18 protein-coding genes are annotated in these 18,700 nt (G+C 69.8%); 9 read left to right on the forward strand and 9 right to left on the reverse strand.

All coding sequences use genetic code 11. The features are described 5' to 3' along the window. Nucleotides 1-96: 96 nt before the first annotated feature. The 4 genes from rfbD to ACLQ28_RS31630 are packed head-to-tail and all read left to right on the forward strand — an operon-like array spanning nt 97 to nt 3,347. Entirely contained in the window at nt 97-984 is an 888-nt protein-coding gene (rfbD, locus tag ACLQ28_RS31615; protein ID WP_425689920.1) for a dTDP-4-dehydrorhamnose reductase, read from the forward strand. Then, nucleotides 981-1,352 carry a DUF2304 domain-containing protein gene (locus tag ACLQ28_RS31620; RefSeq protein WP_110567401.1) on the forward strand — a complete coding sequence of 124 codons (372 nt, stop codon included), beginning with the start codon at nt 981-983 and terminating at the stop codon, nt 1,350-1,352. Before rfbD ends, ACLQ28_RS31620 begins: the two co-directional genes overlap by 4 nt. After that, a complete protein-coding gene (locus ACLQ28_RS31625) occupies nt 1,345-2,046 on the forward strand; it encodes a glycosyltransferase family 2 protein (RefSeq protein WP_425689921.1) in 702 nt (233 codons plus the stop codon). The genes ACLQ28_RS31620 and ACLQ28_RS31625 overlap by 8 nt, the downstream gene beginning before the upstream one ends. Further along, entirely contained in the window at nt 2,043-3,347 is a 1,305-nt protein-coding gene (locus tag ACLQ28_RS31630; RefSeq protein ID WP_425689922.1) for a polysaccharide biosynthesis protein, read from the forward strand. The genes ACLQ28_RS31625 and ACLQ28_RS31630 overlap by 4 nt, the downstream gene beginning before the upstream one ends. Before the next feature lie 65 nt (nt 3,348-3,412). Here ACLQ28_RS31630 and prcA read toward each other — a convergent pair whose 3' ends face one another. The 6 genes from prcA to arc all read right to left on the reverse strand — a co-directional run bounded on the left by prcA (nt 3,413) and on the right by arc (nt 9,767). After that, a complete protein-coding gene (gene prcA, locus ACLQ28_RS31635; RefSeq protein ID WP_425689923.1) occupies nt 3,413-4,243 on the reverse strand; it encodes a proteasome subunit alpha in 831 nt (276 codons plus the stop codon). 64 nt (nt 4,244-4,307) lie between these two features. After that, nucleotides 4,308-5,147, reverse strand: a complete 840-nt coding sequence (gene prcB, locus ACLQ28_RS31640) for a proteasome subunit beta (protein WP_425689924.1) — start codon at nt 5,145-5,147, stop codon at nt 4,308-4,310. Continuing rightward, on the reverse strand, nt 5,066-5,737 hold the full coding sequence (locus ACLQ28_RS31645) for an endonuclease VII domain-containing protein (RefSeq protein ID WP_425689925.1): 672 nt from the start codon (nt 5,735-5,737) through the stop codon (nt 5,066-5,068). The genes prcB and ACLQ28_RS31645 overlap by 82 nt, the downstream gene beginning before the upstream one ends. 5 nt (nt 5,738-5,742) lie before the next feature. Continuing rightward, nucleotides 5,743-5,958, reverse strand: coding sequence for a ubiquitin-like protein Pup (locus tag ACLQ28_RS31650; RefSeq protein ID WP_030332902.1), 216 nt, complete (start codon nt 5,956-5,958; stop codon nt 5,743-5,745). Between the two features lie 104 nt (nt 5,959-6,062). Then, the gene (gene dop, locus ACLQ28_RS31655; RefSeq protein WP_425689926.1) at nt 6,063-7,580 is read right to left on the reverse strand and encodes a depupylase/deamidase Dop; all 1,518 of its coding nucleotides are present in this window, start codon (nt 7,578-7,580) and stop codon (nt 6,063-6,065) included. Nucleotides 7,581-7,982: 402 nt separating this feature from the next. Beyond that, a complete protein-coding gene (gene arc, locus ACLQ28_RS31660; RefSeq protein ID WP_425689927.1) occupies nt 7,983-9,767 on the reverse strand; it encodes a proteasome ATPase in 1,785 nt (594 codons plus the stop codon). A 178-nt stretch (nt 9,768-9,945) separates the two neighbouring features. Between arc and ACLQ28_RS31665 the strand changes: the two genes are divergently transcribed. Further along, entirely contained in the window at nt 9,946-10,239 is a 294-nt protein-coding gene (locus tag ACLQ28_RS31665; protein WP_425689928.1) for a ferredoxin, read from the forward strand. A gap of 60 nt (nt 10,240-10,299) precedes the next feature. Here ACLQ28_RS31665 and ACLQ28_RS31670 read toward each other — a convergent pair whose 3' ends face one another. From ACLQ28_RS31670 to ACLQ28_RS31680, 3 genes are read right to left on the reverse strand one after another with little or no spacing between them, the layout of a single operon-like run. Beyond that, a complete protein-coding gene (locus ACLQ28_RS31670; protein ID WP_110567382.1) occupies nt 10,300-10,872 on the reverse strand; it encodes a hypothetical protein in 573 nt (190 codons plus the stop codon). A gap of 46 nt (nt 10,873-10,918) precedes the next feature. Next, nucleotides 10,919-11,920, reverse strand: coding sequence for a tRNA (adenine-N1)-methyltransferase (locus ACLQ28_RS31675; protein WP_425689929.1), 1,002 nt, complete (start codon nt 11,918-11,920; stop codon nt 10,919-10,921). Continuing rightward, entirely contained in the window at nt 11,917-13,008 is a 1,092-nt protein-coding gene (locus ACLQ28_RS31680; protein ID WP_425689970.1) for a M50 family metallopeptidase, read from the reverse strand. The genes ACLQ28_RS31675 and ACLQ28_RS31680 overlap by 4 nt, the downstream gene beginning before the upstream one ends. 140 nt (nt 13,009-13,148) lie before the next feature. On the opposite strand from ACLQ28_RS31680, the gene ACLQ28_RS31685 reads away from it, so the two are divergent. From ACLQ28_RS31685 to ACLQ28_RS31700, 4 genes are all read left to right on the forward strand, one after another. Then, a complete protein-coding gene (locus ACLQ28_RS31685; protein WP_425689930.1) occupies nt 13,149-14,063 on the forward strand; it encodes a RecB family exonuclease in 915 nt (304 codons plus the stop codon). 230 nt (nt 14,064-14,293) lie between these two features. Further along, nucleotides 14,294-14,980, forward strand: coding sequence for a response regulator (locus ACLQ28_RS31690; protein ID WP_425689931.1), 687 nt, complete (start codon nt 14,294-14,296; stop codon nt 14,978-14,980). A gap of 354 nt (nt 14,981-15,334) precedes the next feature. Then, nucleotides 15,335-16,102, forward strand: coding sequence for an ABC transporter ATP-binding protein (locus tag ACLQ28_RS31695; RefSeq protein ID WP_425689932.1), 768 nt, complete (start codon nt 15,335-15,337; stop codon nt 16,100-16,102). Next, entirely contained in the window at nt 16,102-18,657 is a 2,556-nt protein-coding gene (locus tag ACLQ28_RS31700) for an ABC transporter permease (RefSeq protein ID WP_425689933.1), read from the forward strand. Before ACLQ28_RS31695 ends, ACLQ28_RS31700 begins: the two co-directional genes overlap by 1 nt. Nucleotides 18,658-18,700: the final 43 nt, after the last annotated feature.

The following is an 18,700-nucleotide window of genomic DNA, read 5'->3' on the forward strand; positions in this document are numbered from 1 at the left end:
CCCCAGCATCACCCTCGACCAGGGCCTCGCCGACACCGTCACCTGGTACCGCAACAACCGCACCTGGTGGGAACCCCTCAAGACCACACCCGCCGCATGACCCGACTACTCGTCACCGGCGCCGGCGGAATGCTCGGCCGAGACCTGGTCAGCGTGCTGCACACCCGGTCCGACCTCAAGGTGACCGCAGCCGGCCGCGCCGACCTGGACATCACCGATCCCTCCGCCGTCCGCGAGGCGGTCTCCGAGTACGACGTCGTGTTCAACACGGCGGCGTGGACCAATGTTGACGGCGCCGAAGCCAACGAGGCGGCAGCCACCGCCGTCAACGGCAACGGCGTGGCAAATCTCGCGTCGGCGTGTGCCGCCAGCGGTGCGCGGCTGATCCACGTCTCCACCGACTACGTTCTCTCCGGCAACGCGCAGACCCCCTACCCGGAGGACGCGCCCACCGCGCCGGTCAACGCCTACGGCCGGGGCAAGCTGGTCGGCGAACAAGCCGTCGCCCGGCTGCTGCCCGACAACGGGTACGTCGTCCGCACCGCCTGGCTGTACGGCGCGCACGGGCCGAACTTCGTGGCCACCATGCTCCGGCTCGCCGGGCAGCGGGAGTACATCGACGTGGTCAACGACCAGCACGGTCAGCCCACCTGGTCCTACCGGCTCGCCGAGCAACTCGTCGCACTCGCCGACGCCGCCCTGGAAGGTCGGGCCGCTCCCGGCGTCTACCACAGCACCTGCGCCGGCCAGACGACCTGGTACGGGCTGGCCCGCGCCGCGTTCACGCTGGCCGGTCTGGACCCGGACCGGATCCGACCCACCACCAGTGACCGGTATCCTCTTCCTGCTCCCCGTCCGGCGTACAGTGTGCTAGGGCACAGCCGCTGGGCGGCCGCAGGCCTGCCGCCGCTCCCCGAGTGGCACGCCACCCTGGTCGATGCCTTCGGCTCCCCCGCTCCGCCCGCTCCGTGGAAGGTCCCATGAAGCTCACGCTCGTCACCGGCTTGACCGGCCTGATATTGCTGGCCACAATCGTCGAGCTGTTGCGCCGCCGCCAGCTCCGCGAAAAATACGGCATGCTCTGGCTCGGCGTCCTGGTCATCGTCATCCCCCTGTCGCTCTTCCCCCGCCTGCTCGACAACGTCGCCGAACTGCTCGGCGTCGCCTCCGGCGTGAGCCTCGTGCTCTTCCTCGGCATCGTCTTCCTGCTGCTGGTCTGCGTGCACCTCAGCTGGGAGGTCAGCCACCTGGAGGAGGAGACCCGCACCCTGGCCGAAGACTTCGCCCTGCTCCGCACGGAGATCGACGCGGACCGGGCGGCCCGAGACGAACTGGTGCGCACCGATGGTTAACGGCAAGCGGGTCCTGATCATCATCCCGGCGTTCAACGAGTCCGGCTCGATCGCCGACGTGGTCGGCGAGGTCCGCGGTGAGCTCCCCGGCGTCGACGTGATCGTCGTCGACGACGGCTCCGCCGACCGCACCGCCGCGGTCGCCGCCGCAGCCGGCGCCCGCGTCGCGAAACTGCCGTACAACCTCGGCGTCGGCGGCGCCATGCGGGTGGGCTACCGGTACGCCCGCGACCACGACTACGACGTCGCCATCCAGATCGATGCGGACGGCCAGCACGACCCCCGGTACGTGCCGAAACTCGTCGACCTGCTCGACGAGACCGACCTGGTGATCGGCGCCCGGTTCGCCGGCGAGGGTGACTACAACGTCCGCGGCCCCCGCCGCTGGGCCATGGTCATGCTCTCCGGCGTGCTGTCCCGCGTCGCGCACACCAAGCTCACCGACACCACCTCAGGGTTCCGAGCCGCCAACCGCCGGGTGATCGACATGTTCGCCTCCTGGTACCCGGTGGAGTACCTGGGCGACACCGTCGAGACCCTGGTGCACACCGCCCGACGCGGCTACACCATCCGCCAGGTGCCGGTGGCCATGCGCAAGCGGATGGCAGGCACCCCCAGCCACTCCCCCGCCAAAGCCATGATCTACCTCGGCCGCGCCTTCGCCGTCCTCACGTTGGCGCTCATTCGCCGGTGATCCGGAAGCTCCTGAGTCTCGTCCCACCGGGCACCGTCGCCGTCGGCGCCGGCCTTGCCCTGCTGGGGCTCGCCTCCTACGTCCACCTGGCCGTCGCCGGGCACAGCCTCACCGAAGCGGACTACAACTCCCTCTCGGTGCTCTGGTCAATCGTCTTCACCCTCGGCATCGGCCTGTTCATGCCAGTCGAGCAGGAAGTCGCCCGACTCATCGCCGCCCGGCACAGCCAGGGCCTCTCCCCCGGTCCGGTACTGGCCCGGGGTGCGGCCCTGGCCGCCGGCCTGCTCGCCGCCGTGGTCGCGCTGATCATCGCCGCCAGGCAGCCGCTCGCCGACCGGCTCTTCGACGGCGACGGCACCATGGTCGCCGTCCTCATCGGGGCGCTGGCCGGGCTCGCCATCGCGCACACCACCCGCGGCGTCCTCTCCGGCCTCCAACTCTTCCCCTGGTACGGCACCCAGCTCGGCATCGACGGCGGCCTGCGGATCGCGCTCGTCGCCATGCTCGGCCTCAACGGCGTCACCAACCCCGTCTGGTACGGCGCGGTGCTGGTCGTCGCGCCCGTCGCCGGTGCCATCCTCACCGCGCCACCGGTCCTGCGGGCCATCGGCGGCGGCGCACCCGTGGCCTGGGCCACCCTGCTGCGCGGCCTCGGGCTGCTCACCGCCTCCAGCCTGCTCGCCCAGGTCGTGGTCAACATCGGCGTGATCAACGTGAAGGTGCTGGACCCATCCGACGCGGCAACTGCCGGCGCACTGCTCTCCGCACTGGTGCTGGTCCGGATCCCGCTGTTCGTCTTCGCATCGCTGCAGGCATCACTGCTACCCGGCCTCGCCACCACAGCCTCCACCGGTGACCTCGCCGGCTTCCACAACCTGCTGCGCCGGGCACTCGGCATCGTCACCGCGCTCGGCGTCACCGGCGCCGTCCTCGCCGTGCTGCTCGGCCCATGGCTGGTGCAGACCCTCTTCGACGCACCCGGCCTCGGCCACGGCGACTTCGCCTGGCTCGCCGTCGCCACCCTCGCCTACCTGTGGGCGATGGTCCTCGGCCAGGCACTACTCGCCCTCGACCGGCATCGGGCACAGGCCCTCGCCTGGGCCATCGGCGTGGCCGCGCTCATCGTCGCCACGCTCGCCCCGGTCTCCACCGCGCTGCGAGTCGAGCTCGGCTACGCCATCGGCTCCGTCGTGGTCGCCGCCGTCATGGCCATGCTGCTGCGCAAGCGCACCGCCCGTTCGGCGCCCGCCGACGCCCCTCCCCTCGAGGCTGTCACGCCTGGAGTAACCGGAGCGGCCTGATCCTGGCACCACCTAGGCTGCGGCGGGCGGCCATCAACTCAGCCGCCCGCCGCAATCGCCAGGTGTTACTTGCCGTCCGCCGGCTTGTCCTCCAGGTCGGCGGACGCCGCCGACGTGGTCGGCTTGTGCGACTCCGTGGTCGGCTGCGCCGGCGTGTCGGGGCCACCCGCCTCCGCCGGCTGCTCGGCGGTGGACACATCGCCGTCCAGCAACGCGGTCAGCGCCGCACCGGTGATCCGGCGGAACGTACGCCCAACGCGGTGGCGGTCCAATACCGCCACCTCCAACTGGTTGGCGGCGATCGTCCGAGCGGCGCCGCCCTCGCCACCAACGGTGCTCAACGCCTGCACCGCCACCCGGGCCGCCTCGCCGAGGGACATGTCCGCGCGGTGCTGGGACTTCAGCACGCCGGTGATCGCCTCAGCCTGGCCACCCATGGCCATCCGCCCCGGCTCGTCATTCACCGAGCCGTCGTACGTCAGGCGGTACAGCTCGTCATCGTCCGCGGTGGCCCCGACCTCCGCCACGCAGATCTCCACCTCGAACGGCTTCGACTGCTCGGTGAAGATCGCACCGAGCGTCTGCGCGAACGCGTTGGCCAGGGCCCGGCCGGTGACGTCACGCCGGTCGTAGCTGAGCCCGTTCAAGTCGGCCATCCGCACACCGGCCCGGCGCAGATTCTCGAACTCGTTGTACCGCCCGACGGCGGCGAACCCGATCCGGTCGTAGATCTCGCTGACCTTGTGCAGAGCGCTGGAGAGGTTCTCCGCGACGAAGAGCACCCCGCCGGAATAGCTGAGGACCACCGCGCTGCGACCCCGAGCGATGCCCTTGCGGGCCAACTCGGAGCGGTCGCGCATGATCTGTTCGGGCGAGGCGTAGAACTGCATGGCCACGGCGGCGGTTCTCCTTACGGCGCGGTGCTGACGACGACTGCTGACTGGTGGGGGTGGGCGGGGCTCAACCGCCCGGGTTCTCCATCCGACTGGCGACCACGCCCTCGGCGATCGCCGCCGTCTCGGCGTCGGTAAGCCGGCGGGTGCCCTCGGCGGTAGCGGTCATCACCACCGGATAGATCCGACGGGTCAGATCCGGTCCGCCGGTCGCGGTGTCGTCGTCGGCCGCGTCGTAGAGCGCCTCGACCGCGAGCCGGGTGGCGTCGTCGACCGACACGCCGGCCCGGAACCGCTTCTTCAACGCCGACTTAGCGAAGAGCGAGCCGGAGCCGATCGCGTCATAACCGGTCTCCTCGTACGGACCACCGGTCACGTCGAAGCTGAAGATCCGCCCGGCCCGCTCCGGGTCGGCGGCGGCCAGGTCGAAACCGGCGAAGAGCGGCACCACGGCCAGCCCCTGCATGGCCGCGCCCAGGTTGCCCCGGATCATCGACGCCAACCGGTTGGCCTTGCCGTCCAGCGAGAGCATCGCGCCCTCGATCTTCTCGTAGTGCTCCAACTCCACCTGGAACAGTCGCATCAGCTCGATGCCGATGCCCGCGGTGCCCGCGATGCCGACCAGCGAGTACGCATCGGCCGGGTGCACCTTCTCGATGTCGCGCTGGGCGATCAGGTTGCCCATGGTGGCCCGGCGGTCGCCGGCCATCACGACGCCACCGGCGGCCGAAATGGCCACGATGGTGGTCGCGTGTGGCGCCAGGTCGGCTGCCATGCCCGGCGGCAGCGGCCGCCGACCGGGCAGCATCTCGGGAGCCACCCGACTCAGGAACGTCGTGAAGGAGGACGTCCCCGCGTTGGTGAACACATCTGGTAGACGCCCGGATGGATCAAAGCCCGCTGCCACGTGGTTCCTCTCAGGTACGTGATCGCCCTGGCCAGCCTCATGGGACTGTCACGGAACTGGCCAAGACCACCGTTGCAGTTGAAGCAGAGTATCCCGCGCACCCATCCGGTGCGATGATCGTGGTCCAGATGTTGCGGGTCCGCGACACCACAGATCGCGCAGACCCCGCCCTGCTCGGCCAGGAGCTCCTGAAACTCCTTCTCCCCTACGCCGTACCGCCGCTGAAGGTGGTACTCGCGAGTTCCGCCGTAGAGCCGCTGCGCGGTCTCTTTACCCCGGGCATTATGGCAGGGTTTGCAGTAGCTGTGCCGACCGCTGGCCTTGGTCGTGGTGGTGGGGAACTCATCAAATGGCTTAATCTGCTCGCAGTCCGGGCACCACTTGAGGCCTTCGCCGACGGGCGTAGGTGACTTCCGCTGGGGAGCGATGCCCCGCTTGCGTCGGCTCGCCTCCGACCGACCTGCGGCACAGGTCTTGCAGTAGAAGGCGAGACCGTCCGCACGCCGGCGGTCGCGGTGAAACTCCGTGCGGGCTAGAACCCGCTTACACTGCGGGCAGGCCTTGTCCACAGAGTCCGGCGAATCGGACATATGCCCTATTGACCCCCTTTTTGGACATAGCCTCTCACGAATTCCTCTGCGTTTTCTTCGAGGACGGAGTCGATCTCGTCGAGGAGGTCGTCGACGTCCTCGGTGATCTCGGCGTGCCGCTCGGCCACCTCGGGGTTGGCCTCGGTGGTGACGTCCTCGATTTCCTCGCCCTGACGGGACTTGCCGGACTGCGACTGGCCGCCGCTGTCATGAGTGGCCACTGCTGCCTCCTCCACGATCGTCTGCGATGAACTTACCTCGCGCGGGCGACGAAAAGCCCGCCGCGCGCCGGCTTACGGCACACGACGGGCATCCGGGCGCGTGTTCAGCCCCCGGTCAACGTCTCCAGCAGGTCCTTGGCGCTGGCGCAGCGGTCGAACAGTGCTCCGACGTGTGCGCGAGTGCCGCGTTCCGGCTCCATCATCGGCACCCGGACCAGCGACTCCCGGCCCACGTCGAAGATCACCGAATCCCAGCTCGCGGCGACGACCTCGGACGCGTACTGGGCGAGGCAGCGGCCACGGAAGTAGGCCCGGGTGTCCTCCGGCGGCTCGGTCATCGCGGTGCGCGTCTCATCGTCGGTGAGCAGCGTCTTCATCGCCCCCCGGGTGACGAGGCGATTGTAGAGGCCCTTCTCCGGCCGGACGTCGGAATACTGCAAGTCGACCAGTTGCAGCTTGTGCGCGCCCCAACCGAGCTTCTCGCGCTCCCGGTAACCCTCCAGCAGCCGCAGTTTGGCCACCCAGTCCAACTCGTCGGCGCAGAGCATCGGGTCACGGCCGAGCCGGTCCAGCACGCTCTCCCAGCGGTCGAGCACATCGACGGTCTGCTCGTCGGCGTCGGTGCCGTACCGGTCGTCGACAAAGGACCGGACCCGCTCCAGGTACGCCCATTGCAGGTCCAGTGCGGTGAGCCGGCGGCCGTCACGCATTCGCATGAGGTGCGACAGGCCGGGGTCGTGGCTGACCGCGCGCAGCTCGCTGACCGGGTCGGCGATGCCGAGGTCGGCGCCGAGCGCCTTCTCCTCGATCATGTTGAGGATCAGCGCGGTGGTGCCGACCTTGAGGTAGGTGGAAATTTCGGAGAGGTTGGCGTCGCCGATGATGACGTGCAGCCGGCGGTACTTGTCGGCATCGGCGTGCGGCTCGTCGCGGGTGTTGATGATCGGCCGCTTGAGCGTGGTCTCGAGGCCCACCTCGACCTCGAAGAAGTCGGCGCGCTGGGAGATCTGGAAGCCGCTCTGCCCGCCGTCCTGACCGATGCCGACCCGGCCAGCACCGCAGACGATCTGGCGGGTCACGAAGAACGGCGTCAGGTACGCCACGATGTCGGCGAACGGGGTCTGCCGGCGCATCAGGTAGTTCTCGTGGGCGCCGTAGCTGGCGCCTTTGTTGTCGGTGTTGTTCTTGTAGAGGTGGATCGGCTGGCTGCCCGGGATGCTGGCTGCCCGGCGGGACGCCTCGGCCATCACCCGTTCGCCGGCCTTGTCCCAACGCACCACGTCCCGGGGGGTGGTGACCTCCGGAGTGGAGTATTCGGGGTGGGCGTGGTCGACGTAGAGACGTGCCCCGTTGGTGAGTATCACGTTGGCGAGGCCGAGGTCCTCGTCGGCCAACGCCTCGGCCGGGTCGTAGGCGGCTCCGGAGTAGGTGAAGCCGCGAGCGTCGCGCAGCGGCGACTCTTCCTCGTAATCCCATCGGGCTCGCCCGCCCCGGTTGAGTTCTGGGCGGGCCCCATAGGCGTTGACCACCTGTGATGAGGTGACCATCGGGTTGGCTCCGGCCTGTCCCGGTACGGAGATGCCGTACTCGACTTCGGTGCCCATGATCCGACGTACCGTCATGCGACCACTCGCTTCGCTCGCCCCTGGAGCCGGCGTACCCGCCGCTCACACCATCGAGACTAGTCTGCGCGGTGGCCCACCGCGCGGCCCTGCCGGTCGGCGCGGCGTGGCTACGGTGGCCCGGCGGTCTTGAGTGGCACCACGGTCAGGCCCGCCCGCAGAGACGGGTTCGCCGTGAGGATTCTGTCGATGGCCTGCTGAGCGGCCGGGTCGGCCACCAGGAGCCGCGGTGGGCGAGGGCTACGACGCGGGATCTGCGCGGTCCGGGAGGGCTCGGCGAGGGTGGAGAAGTTAATGCCTGGTTCGGTCTGACCGGGTGCGGCCGTTGGCGCGATCGCACCGGGCCGTGGCGGGATGTGCGCAGCGGCGGCACCGGACGAGTCCGGTGCCGCCGCTGGACGATCAGAGGTACTGGCCGGTGTTGCTGGCGGTCTCGATGGACCGGCCGGCCTCGGTGCCCTTGCCACCGGAGACGAGCGTGCGGATGTAGACGATCCGCTCGCCCTTCTTGCCGGAGATGCGGGCCCAGTCGTCGGGGTTGGTGGTGTTGGGGAGGTCCTCGTTCTCGCGGAACTCGTCGACGCAGGAGTCGAGCAGGTGCTGCAAGCGCAGCCCCTTGCGACCGGAGGTGAGGAACTCCTTGATGGCCATCTTCTTAGCCCGGTCGACGATGTTCTGGATCATCGCGCCGGAGTTGAAGTCCTTGAAGTAGAGGACTTCCTTGTCACCGTTGGCGTAGGTGACTTCGAGGAAGCGGTTCTCCTCGGTTTCCGAGTACATCCGCAGCACCACGGCGTCGATCATCGCCGCCACGGTGGCCTGGGGGTCGGCTCCGTGCTCGGCCAGGTCGTCCGGGTGCAGGGGCAGCCCGGAGAGGATGTATTTGGAGAAGATGTCCTTGGCTGCTTCGGCGTCCGGTCGCTCGATCTTGATTTTCACGTCGAGCCGACCGGGGCGCAGGATCGCCGGGTCGATCATGTCTTCCCGGTTGGAGGCGCCGATGACGATGACGTTCTCCAGCCCCTCCACGCCGTCGATCTCGCTGAGCAGCTGCGGGACGATGGTGTTCTCCACGTCGGAGGAGACACCGGAGCCGCGGGTCCGGAAGATCGAGTCCATCTCGTCGAAGAACACGATCACCGGGGTGCCCTCGCCGGCCTTCTCCCGTGCTCGCTGGAAGATCAGCCGGATGTGCCGCTCGGTCTCGCCAACGTACTTGTTGAGCAGCTCAGGGCCCTTGATGTTGAGGAAGAAGCTGGTGTGCTTCTCCTTGCCCTGCCGCTCGGCGATCTTCTTGGCCAGCGAGTTGGCCACCGCCTTGGCAATGAGCGTCTTGCCACAGCCGGGCGGGCCATAGAGCAGGATGCCCTTGGGCGGACGGAGCTGGTGCTCACGGAACAGGTCCGCGTGCAGGAAGGGCAGCTCCACGGCGTCGCGGATCTGCTCGATCTGCGACTGGAGGCCACCGATGTCGCCGTAGTCGACGTCGGGCACCTCCTCCAGGACCAGCTCCTCGACCTCGCTCTTCGGGATCCGCTCGTACGCGTACGCCGAGCGGGGTTCGATCATGAGCGAGTCGCCGGCGCGGATCGTCGAGCCGATCAGCGTCTCGGCGAGGTGCACGATTCGTTCCTCGTCGGAGTGCGAGACCACCAGCGCCCGGTCACCCGGCCCGCCACCTGGTCCCTCAAGGATCTCCTTGAGCATCACCACCTCGCCGACCCGCTCGTATCCGAACGCGTCGACGATGTTGAGCGCGTCGTTGAGCAGGACCTCCTGGCCGCGGCGCAACTCGGCCACGTCCAGTGCGGGCGAGACGGAGACCCGCAACTTGCGGCCGCCAGTGAAGACGTCCACCGTGCCGTCGTCGTGCTTGGCCAGGAAGACGCCGTAACCACTCGGCGGCTGCGCGAGCCGGTCGATCTCCTCCTTGAGCGTCACGATCTGCGTGCGAGCCTCCTTGAGGGTGCTCACCAGCCGGTCGTTGTTCTCGGTGAGCCGCGCCAACTGTGCCTGGGTGGCCGCCAGCCGCTCTTCGAGCTGCCTGACGTGTCGGGGGCTCTCGGTCAACTTTCGCCGCACCAGAGCGAGTTCCTCCTGAAGGAACGCGACCTGCGTGGAGAGATCGTGGGCTTCCTTCTCCCACCGTGCGGCGCGCGAGTCCGCGTCGTCGCTGCGTGCTGCCACGTCCCACCTCCCCGGGGGGCTTGAACGTTCTGCCCTAACACTAGCCGCTATGAGGCCGATTCGGTCCCATGCAACACCCTCGTCACCGAACCTTGATCGCCAAGGGTGGCCCGGCGGGCCGGTACCGGCGTTCGGGTACCGTCGGACTGTACGACGCGAGAACATGGGGGGTGCACCGGTGACCGAGGTCGCGACCGATCAGCTGCAGGTCTGGGTGGACCAGGATCTGTGCACGGGCGATGGGCTCTGTGTGCAGTACGCGCCGGAGGTTTTCGAGTTCGACATCGACGGCCTGGCGTACGTCAAACGTCCCGACGGTGAGCTGCTGATGGCGCCGGGCAGCCGCGTCGACGTGCCCGAGCACCTGCGGCTTGAGGTGATCGACTCCGCGAAGGAGTGCCCGGGCGACTGCATCCACGTGGTGCGCGGTGACGGTGTCGAGGTCGCCGGCCCGGACGCCGAGGAAGACTGACCCACCCGCCTACCGGCCGGGCCAAGCGGCCCGGCCGGGCGGGTGGAACTGGGGTACGCCTCAGAGCATCGGACGGCCGACCACCGAGGCGACCAACCGCGCGAATTCTTCCAGCCGGGCGATCTGCCCAGCCCCACCGTCGTCGAGGGTCTTGCCGAAGCGCAGCGCGTCGTGCCGTGGTGTGCCGACCATCTCCTCGCTCGGCGGTGCCTCGTCCAAAGAGGTGAGCAGCAGGTAGACGTCGATGCTGTCGACCCGGATCTCGCCGCTGTCGGAGCGGTTGAGCCGCCGCCGGCAGCCGACCTCGGTGACGGTGGAGACCGGAACCACCCGCAACGACGAGGTCATCGACCCCGGCGGGCCCTCCTCCGGAGGTACGTCCTCACCGTGCCAGAGGATCAGCCGGCTGCCGTCGCAGACGACGACCTCCTGCCACACGCCGTTGACCTCGTTGACGAAGCGTTCCAGGGTGAAGCCGAGCACCGACGCGCCGCGCAGCACGCCGCCGAGCGCCTCCAGGGCGACGTCCGGGTCGCGCAGGTAGGCCCGCGCCGCCGATTCCAGATCCTGGTAGGGCGACCAGTCGGGAAAGACTGCGGGAAGGTCACCGCCGCCGTAGCCCGGTCGGCTCATGCCAGCGCCTCCCCCTGCTCGGCGATGCCGGCGCCCAGCTCGTTGGTCACGGCCTGTCCATCTCCCCCGTACCGTCGGGTTGCGCACCTGCCGCCTGGGCGGCGGCGGCCTGTCGGGCCGCCTCCGCCTCGCGCAGCACCTGGCGGCGCTGCGCGTACGCCTCGGTGCCCTTGCTGGGTTTGCGCCGACGCGGCGGCGCGGTGACCCCGGGGGCCAGCTTGCGCGCGGACACCAGGAACGCGGTGTGCGCGATCATCCGGTGGTCCGGCCGAACGGCGAGGCCCTCGGCGTGCCAGTCGCGCACCATGGACTCCCAGGCCCGCGGCTCGGTCCAACCGCCGCGCTCGCGCAGAGCCTCCACCAGCTCGGACAGCTGCGGCGTGGTGGCGACGTAGCCGATGAACACCCCGCCGGGCACCAGCGCCCGCTCAACCATGTCGAGAGTTTCCCAGGGGGTCAACATGTCCAGGATGATCCGGTCGAAGCCGGTCTCCTGGCACTGCGCGACGTCACCGACCTGTAGGTGCCACGACGGGTGCGGCCCGTTGAAGAACGCCTCGACGTTGCGCTTGGCGATCTGGGCGAAGTCGTCACGCAGTTCGAACGAGTGCAGTTCGCCTTCGGTGCCGACGGCCCGCAGCAGGGAGCAGCTCAGCGCGCCGGAGCCGGCGCCGGCCTCGAGGACCTTCGCGCCGGGGAAGATGTCGCCCATCGCGACGATCTGCGCCGAGTCCTTCGGGTAGATCACCTGTGCGCCGCGCGGCATGGACAGCACGTAGTCCGACAGGAGTGGCCGCAGGGCGAGGAACGCGGTGCCGCCACCGGCGGTGGTCACCACGCTGCCGTCGGGGAGCCCGATCAGCGCGTCGTGCGCCAGGATGCCGCGGTGGGTGTGGAACTCCTTGCCGGGCTCCAGCGTCACGGTGTGCATCCGCCCCTTGGGGTCGGTCAGCTGGACCCGGTCGCCGGGCCGGAACGGCCCACGGTGCACGGGTGTCAGCGCCGGGGTGGAGGGGTCGGCTCCGACGGTGGAGGGAGTTGCGGTCACGGTGTCATCTTCCGGTTGGGTTCGAGGAGCTGTGCCAGGTCCGCGATGTGCAGAATGCCGACGACATCTTCGCCTGACGTCACCACGTACTGCGCGCCCGGGTGGGTCTGTACGGCCTCCATCACCCGCTCGCCGTCCAAGTCGACCGGCAGCGAGGGAAGTGAGCCCAGCGATCGGGCGACGGCGTCCACCGCCAGCCACGGTCGGCGTTCGACGGGTACCGCGTCGGCGGCGGCCGGGTCGACCAGCGCCACCGGCCGGCCGGTGGAGTCGGTGACCAGCAGCGGCGAGCCGGGCTGCCCGCCTTCGGCGCGTCGGCGCTGGGCCTCGGCCAGCGGCGTACCGGTGGCCACCGGCCAGACCGGACGGGCGAGCCGGGTGAGGTCGATCAGCGGGAACCGACGGCTGACCCGGGCAGCCCGGATCGCCTGCCCGGCACCGCGCCAGAGGGTGACGGCGACCAGCAGCATCAGCGGCAGCGCCAGCGGCGCCAGGTAGTCGGCGAGGGTGAGGAGCAGGACCAGGGCTGCGGTGCCGGCGGCGACGACGCGCCCGGCCCATCCGGCGACCTCGGTGCCGAGGTGCCGGTCGCGGCTCAGCCCCCACACTGCGGCGCGCAGCGCCCGGCCGCCGTCGAGCGGCAGCCCGGGCAGGCTGTTGAACACCGCGACGATGACGTTGCTGACCGCGAGTTGGAAGGCGAGTTGGTGGGCCACCGTCCCCTCGGGCAGGGCGAGGGTGGCGGCGACCGCGAGGACGCCGAGCACCGCGGAGACCGCCGGGCCGGCCAGCGAGACCAGCAGGTCGATGCGGGGGGACGGCGCGTCCCGGTCCATCTCGGTGTAGCCGCCGAGTAATTCCAGAGTGATTCCGCGCACACCGATGCCGTAGCGCCGGGCGGTGAGGGCATGGCCCAGCTCGTGCAGCAGCACCGAGCCGAGCAGCGACACCACGAATCCGAAGCCGATCAGGTAGCCGCTGATCTGCGGCAGGTCCAGCTGTCGGCGGGCGAATTCGGCGTACAGGACGGCGAGGAGCACGGCGAGCAGGACCATGGACCCGTTGAGGTGCAGCGGCACCCCGAACACCCGGCCGACGTTCAGGCCTAGGCGCCTCTCGGGTCGGCGCGGCGGGCGGGATGTCTGCTCCATCGCCACGATGCTACGGACCGTCGCTGTGCGGGGCGGGCGGCGGTCGGTGTCATACCGGTGCCCTAACCTTTGCCGACATGACAGCGGAACCGCTCACGACCCCCCAGCCCCCCTCCCCGGCGCAGGTGCCGCCGACGGTACGGGCGTCGCTGTCCCCGTCGCGTGCGGCGGATTTCAAGACCTGTCCGCTGCTCTACCGGTTCCGCAGCATCGACCGGCTGCCCGAGCGCACCACCGTCGAGCAGGCCCGGGGCACGCTGGTGCACGCGGTGCTGGAGCGCCTGTTCGACCTGCCCGCGCAGGGCCGCACGCCGGCGGCGGCCGGCGATCTGGTGGCACCTCAGTGGGACCGGCTGGTCACCGAGCAGCCGGATCTGGCCGGGCTCTTCGACGGGGCGGAGCCGGCAGGTCCGGTGGAGTTCCTCCGCTCGGCGGCCGGGCTGTTGGAGGGCTACTTCGCTGTCGAGGACCCGACCCGGCTGGAGCCGGCCGAACGGGAGAGCCTGATCTCGGCGGTGGTCGACGAGGAGTTGTTGATCCGGGGCTACCTCGACCGGCTCGACGTCGCACCGGACGGCGCGCTGCGGGTGGTCGACTACAAGACGGGGGGCGCGCCACGGGAGGCGTTCGAGGCGCGGGCGTTGTTCCAGCTGAAGTTCTACGCGCTGGTGCTGTGGCGCACCCGGGGGGTCGTGCCCAAGGTGCTGCGGCTGCTCTACCTGCGCGACGCCGAGGTGTTGGATTACACGCCGGACGCCGACGAGTTGGTCCGCTTCGAGCGCACGGTGGTGGCCCTGTGGCGGGCGATCGAGCAGGCCACCGCCCGACAGGATTTCCGGCCCCGGCCGAGCCGGCTCTGCGACTGGTGCAGCCACCAGGCGCTGTGCCCCAGCTTCGGCGGCACTCCGCCGCCGTTCCCGGTCGCCGCGGCCAGCGCTGATCCGCTGCGCGACTCCCGGTCCGCTCCGGTCGCCCCGGGCGCCGACGAGTGACGACCTCCGGGCGAGGTTCGCGCCCGGCGCGGTGAGACCGTTCGGGCCCCGATCGCTCGCGCCTGTTGCGCCGTCATGCCCGACACCGGTGCCGGAAAGTCGACCGAAGCCGTGCCGTTCCGGTCGGGACAGAGCGACGGGCCGGCCAATACGGTGATCCGCGACGCACCGGCCGGTGTACGCGAGGATGACCGGTGCGGCAGCACGACGTCGGCTGGACAGGAGACGAGATGACCGTACGGGAGGCCACGGCGCGGCCGGTACGGATCCTGCTCGCCGACGACCAACCGCTGCTGCGCACCGGGTTCCGGATGGTGCTGGGCACCGAGGGCGACCTGGAGGTGGTGGCGGAGGCCGGCGACGGCCTGGAGGCGGTGGAGCTGTCCCGTCGGCTGCTACCCGATGTCGTTCTGATGGACATCCGGATGCCCCGGATGGACGGGGTGGCCGCGACCCGGGCGATCGTCGACGCCCGACTGCCGGTGCGGGTGCTGGTGTTGACCACCTTCGACCTGGACGAGTATGTGGTGGGCGCGTTGCGCGCCGGGGCCAGCGGGTTCCTGGCCAAGGACGTGCCGGCCGAGGAGCTGATCTCGGCGATCCGTACGGTGGCGGGTGGGGACGCGGTGGTGACGCCACGGATCCTGCGGCGACTGCTGGACCGCTTCGCCGTGCTGCTGCCCGACCCGACGGCGACTCCGTCGGCCGCGCTCGACGCGCTCACCGACCGGGAACGCGAGGTGCTGGTGCAGGTCGCCCGGGGCCTGTCCAACGCCGAGATCGCGGCGGCGCTGTCGGTGAGCGAAACCACCATCAAGACCCATGTCGGGCATGTGCTGACCAAGCTGCGGCTGCGCGACCGGGTGCAGGCGGTGGTGCTGGCGTACGAGTCAGGACTGGTCCGCCCCCGGGCGTAGCCTCCGCCGGTCCGAATACCTCACCCGGCGTACTCGAAGATCCCACCCTGGGGTGACGGCCACCGTTGCCGTCGTCACCTACCGTGACCAGAGATGGCTCGGCGCGGTTGACCCTCCTGTGGCGTCAGGTAGGAGCGTCGGGTCGACGGCGTATCGCCGGTCGGAAACACGGTCGACCGGTCGTCGGGTCAGGGGCAACCCTGATTCGGCATGGGGGTGCACCCGCAGCAGGAAATCCGCCCCGGGTCACCCCTTAGGCGGACGGAACGGGCGTGAGCAGCGCCGATGATGAAACAGTCGCGCCGGACCATCGGGGGGCGGCGTGAACTCGGACAGACGGAAGAGGTAGATGACGTGACCGCGACGGTAGGCCGGCAGGCGCAGGCCGCGGCCCGGGCGAACGACGTGTGGAAGGTGTATGGCAGCGGCGAGGCTCAGGTCATCGCGCTGCGGGGGGTCAGCGCGGAATTCGAACGTGGCCGGTTCACCGCGATCATGGGGCCGTCCGGTTCCGGCAAGTCGACGCTGATGCACTGCCTGGCCGGCCTGGACTCGGTCACCCGGGGGACGGTGGCGATCGGTGAGACGACCGTCACAGGGCTGGGTGACTCGGGGCTGACGAAGCTGCGCCGCGACAAGGTGGGCTTCATCTTCCAGCAGTTCAACCTGCTGCCCACGCTCACCGCCAAGGAAAACATTCTGCTGCCGCTGTCGATCGCCGGGCGCAAGCCGGACCCGGCCTGGTACGACACGGTGATCGACACGGTTGGGTTGAAGGACCGGCTGGACCACCGTCCGGCACAACTCTCCGGCGGGCAGCAGCAGCGGGTGGCGTGCGCGCGGGCGCTGGTCTCCCGTCCCGAGGTGATCTTCGCGGACGAGCCGACCGGCAACCTGGATTCACGCTCCGGCGCGGAGGTGCTCAACTTCCTGCGCGACTCGGTTCGCGAGCACGGCCAGACGATCGTCATGGTCACCCACGACCCGACCGCCGCCGCGTACGCCGACCGGGTGGTCTTCCTCGCCGATGGGCAGATCGTCTCGGAGCTGATCGAGCCGACCGCCGAGACGGTGCTGGACACCATGAAGAAGCTGGACACTCCGGCTGAGGTGGGCAACTGATGTTCCGGGCGACGATGAAGAGTCTGCTGGCCCGCAAGGTCCGGCTGATCCTGTCCGGGCTGGCAGTGGTGCTCGGTGTGATGTTCGTCTCCGGCGCCTTCGTGCTCACCGACACGCTGGGCCGCTCCTTCGACTCGGTCTTCGCCGACGGCTTCTCCGAGATCGACGTGAACGTCGCGGCGAAACCGAAGGTGGAGCTGAGCGAGTTGGAGGGCGAGCAGACCGCCGCCCCGCTGCCCGCCGCCGTGGTGGACCGGGTCAAGCAGGTGCCGGGGGTGGCCTCGGCGACCGGCATCGTCAACGCCGACGGCGCTCGCGTCATCGGCAGCAACGGCAAGGTGCTCACCTCGTTCGGCCCGCCGCAGTTGGGCGAGAACTGGACCGGCGAGAGCGACCTGATGCAGTTGCGCGAGGGGCGCGAGCCGCAGGCCGAGAACGAGATCGTGGTCAACAAGTCGTTGGCCACCGCGGCGAAGGTGCAGGTCGGCCAGAAGGTCGGCGTGTTGACCGCGTTCGAGTCGAAGAAGCGGGACTTCACGCTCGTCGGCATCATGGGTTACAGCGGAAATCGGGACTCGATCGGCGGGGTCAACGAGGTCTTCTTCACCACGCCGGTGGCGCAGCGGCTGATGCTCGGCCAGCCGGACACCTTCAGCAGCATCACCGTTCAGGCCGCCGGCGGGGTCTCCGACGAGACGCTGCGCGACGACGTGGCCCGTACCCTGGGCGCGGATTTCGAGGTGAAGACCGGCGAGCAGGTGGCCGCGGACGCCTCGGCCAGCCTGAAGGAGGGCCTGGCCTTCTTCAACAAGATCCTGCTCGGCTTCGCCGCGGTGGCGCTGCTGGTGGGCACCTTCCTGATTCTCAACACCTTCTCGATCATCGTGGCGCAGCGGACCCGGGAGTTGGCGCTGATGCGCGCCATCGGGGCCAGCGGGCGGCAGATCATCGGTTCGGTGGTGCTGGAGGCCATCGCGGTCGGTTTGATCGCCTCGGTCCTCGGCTTGGCCGCCGGCATCGGGGTGGGAGCGCTGCTGGCGTTCCTGTTCGGCAAGCTGGCCGGTGGGCTCACACTCGCCGGGATCGGCGTGCCGGCGGCCGCGGTGATCGGCTCGTTCGCCGTCGGTCTGGTCATCACCGTGGTGGCGGCCCTGCTGCCGGCGCTGCGGGCGTCCCGCATCCCTCCGATCGCAGCCATGCAGGACGTGGCGACCCCGGACCGGCCGTTGACCAAGGTCACCGTGGCCGGGTCGCTGGTCACCGGCGTCGGCGCGGTGCTGCTGTTCCTCGGGCTCAGCGGCAACGCCCGAGGGCAGACGCTGCCCACCATCCTCGGTGGGGTGCTGTTCGCCTTCATCGGCGTGGCGTTGCTGACCCCGCTGATCAGCCGGCCGGTGGTGAGCCTGCTCGGCGCGATCTTCTCCTGGTCGGTTCCGGGCAAGCTGGGCCGGCTCAACTCCGGCCGCAACCCCCGCCGGACCGCGATCACCGCTGCCGCGCTGATGGTCGGCATCGCGCTGGTCACCGGCGTCACGGTGATCCTCGACTCGGCCAAGGGCAGCATCAGCGCGCTCGCCAAGGACACCATCAAGGCCGAGTTGGTGATCGCCGGGCAGCAGGGTGGTCCGCGTCCGCCGAGCTTCGACCCGGGTGTCCTGGACCAGGCGAAGGCCCTGCCCGGTGTGCAGCTGGTCGACGGCGAGTACGGCGACACGGCGAAGCTCGACGGCAAGAGCACCTGGGTCGCGGCGAGCAGTGACATCACGTCGCTGCGGCAGATCTTCGGTGCGAAGGCCACCGCCGGTGACATCGACCGGCTCGGGCCTACCCAGATGCTGGCCAGCTCCGACACCGCCACCTCCCGTGGTTGGTCAGTGGGCTCCACGGTGAAGGTGCAGCTCAACCGGGGCGAGGCACGGACGTACACGGTCAGCGGCATCTACGAGTCCTCGCAGCTGACCAACCCGGTGACGCTGCCGATACAGGCCGCGAAGGACTTCACCATCCCGCAGCCCATCCAGGGCTACATCCAGCTCGCCCCCGGCACCCGGGTGTCCGACGTGCAGCCCCAGGTGGAGACGCTGCTGGCGGACAGCCCCGAAGTGTCGGTGGCCGACATGGATGCGTTCATCAAGCAGCAGACCAGTCAGCTCGACGGGCTGCTCACGATGATCCAGATCCTGCTGGCCCTGGCCATCGTGATCGCCGTGCTCGGCATCATCAACACCCTGGCCCTGTCGGTGCTGGAGCGGACCCGCGAGTTGGGTCTGCTGCGGGCGATCGGCCTGCGCCGGTCGCAGACCATGGGCATGATCACCGTGGAGGCGGTGGTGATCTCCGTATTCGGCGCGCTGCTGGGCGTGGCGGTCGGAAGCGGTCTCGGCGCCGCGGTGGTCGAGGCGCTCAAGGACGAGGGCATCACCGACCTGATCCTGCCCTGGGGGCAGATGGGCGCCTTCCTCGGTATCGCCGCGATCATCGGGGTGGTGGCCGCGGTGCTACCCGCCATCCGAGCGGCTCGGATCAACGTCCTGGGTGCCATCGCCCACGACTGACGATGGCCGAAGAGGGGCCCCGCTGACGCGAGCGCGTCGGCGG

The sequence above is a fragment of the Micromonospora sp. DT201 genome (assembly GCF_049841575.1).
Lineage (GTDB): Bacteria > Actinomycetota > Actinomycetes > Mycobacteriales > Micromonosporaceae > Micromonospora.

What these genes read in the sequence shown, in the direction of transcription:
- rfbD (WP_425689920.1), top strand. Translation starts at nt 97, where the DNA reads ATGACCCGACTACTCGTCACCGGCGCCGGCGGAATGCTCGGCCGAGAC.
- ACLQ28_RS31620 (WP_110567401.1), top strand. Translation starts at nt 981, where the DNA reads ATGAAGCTCACGCTCGTCACCGGCTTGACCGGCCTGATATTGCTGGCC.
- ACLQ28_RS31625 (WP_425689921.1), top strand. Translation starts at nt 1,345, where the DNA reads ATGGTTAACGGCAAGCGGGTCCTGATCATCATCCCGGCGTTCAACGAG.
- ACLQ28_RS31645 (WP_425689925.1), bottom strand. Translation starts at nt 5,737, where the DNA reads ATGTCCGATTCGCCGGACTCTGTGGACAAGGCCTGCCCGCAGTGTAAG.
- dop (WP_425689926.1), bottom strand. Translation starts at nt 7,580, where the DNA reads ATGACGGTACGTCGGATCATGGGCACCGAAGTCGAGTACGGCATCTCC.
- ACLQ28_RS31670 (WP_110567382.1), bottom strand. Translation starts at nt 10,872, where the DNA reads ATGAGCCGACCGGGCTACGGCGGCGGTGACCTTCCCGCAGTCTTTCCC.
- ACLQ28_RS31685 (WP_425689930.1), top strand. Translation starts at nt 13,149, where the DNA reads ATGACAGCGGAACCGCTCACGACCCCCCAGCCCCCCTCCCCGGCGCAG.
- ACLQ28_RS31690 (WP_425689931.1), top strand. Translation starts at nt 14,294, where the DNA reads ATGACCGTACGGGAGGCCACGGCGCGGCCGGTACGGATCCTGCTCGCC.
- ACLQ28_RS31700 (WP_425689933.1), top strand. Translation starts at nt 16,102, where the DNA reads ATGTTCCGGGCGACGATGAAGAGTCTGCTGGCCCGCAAGGTCCGGCTG.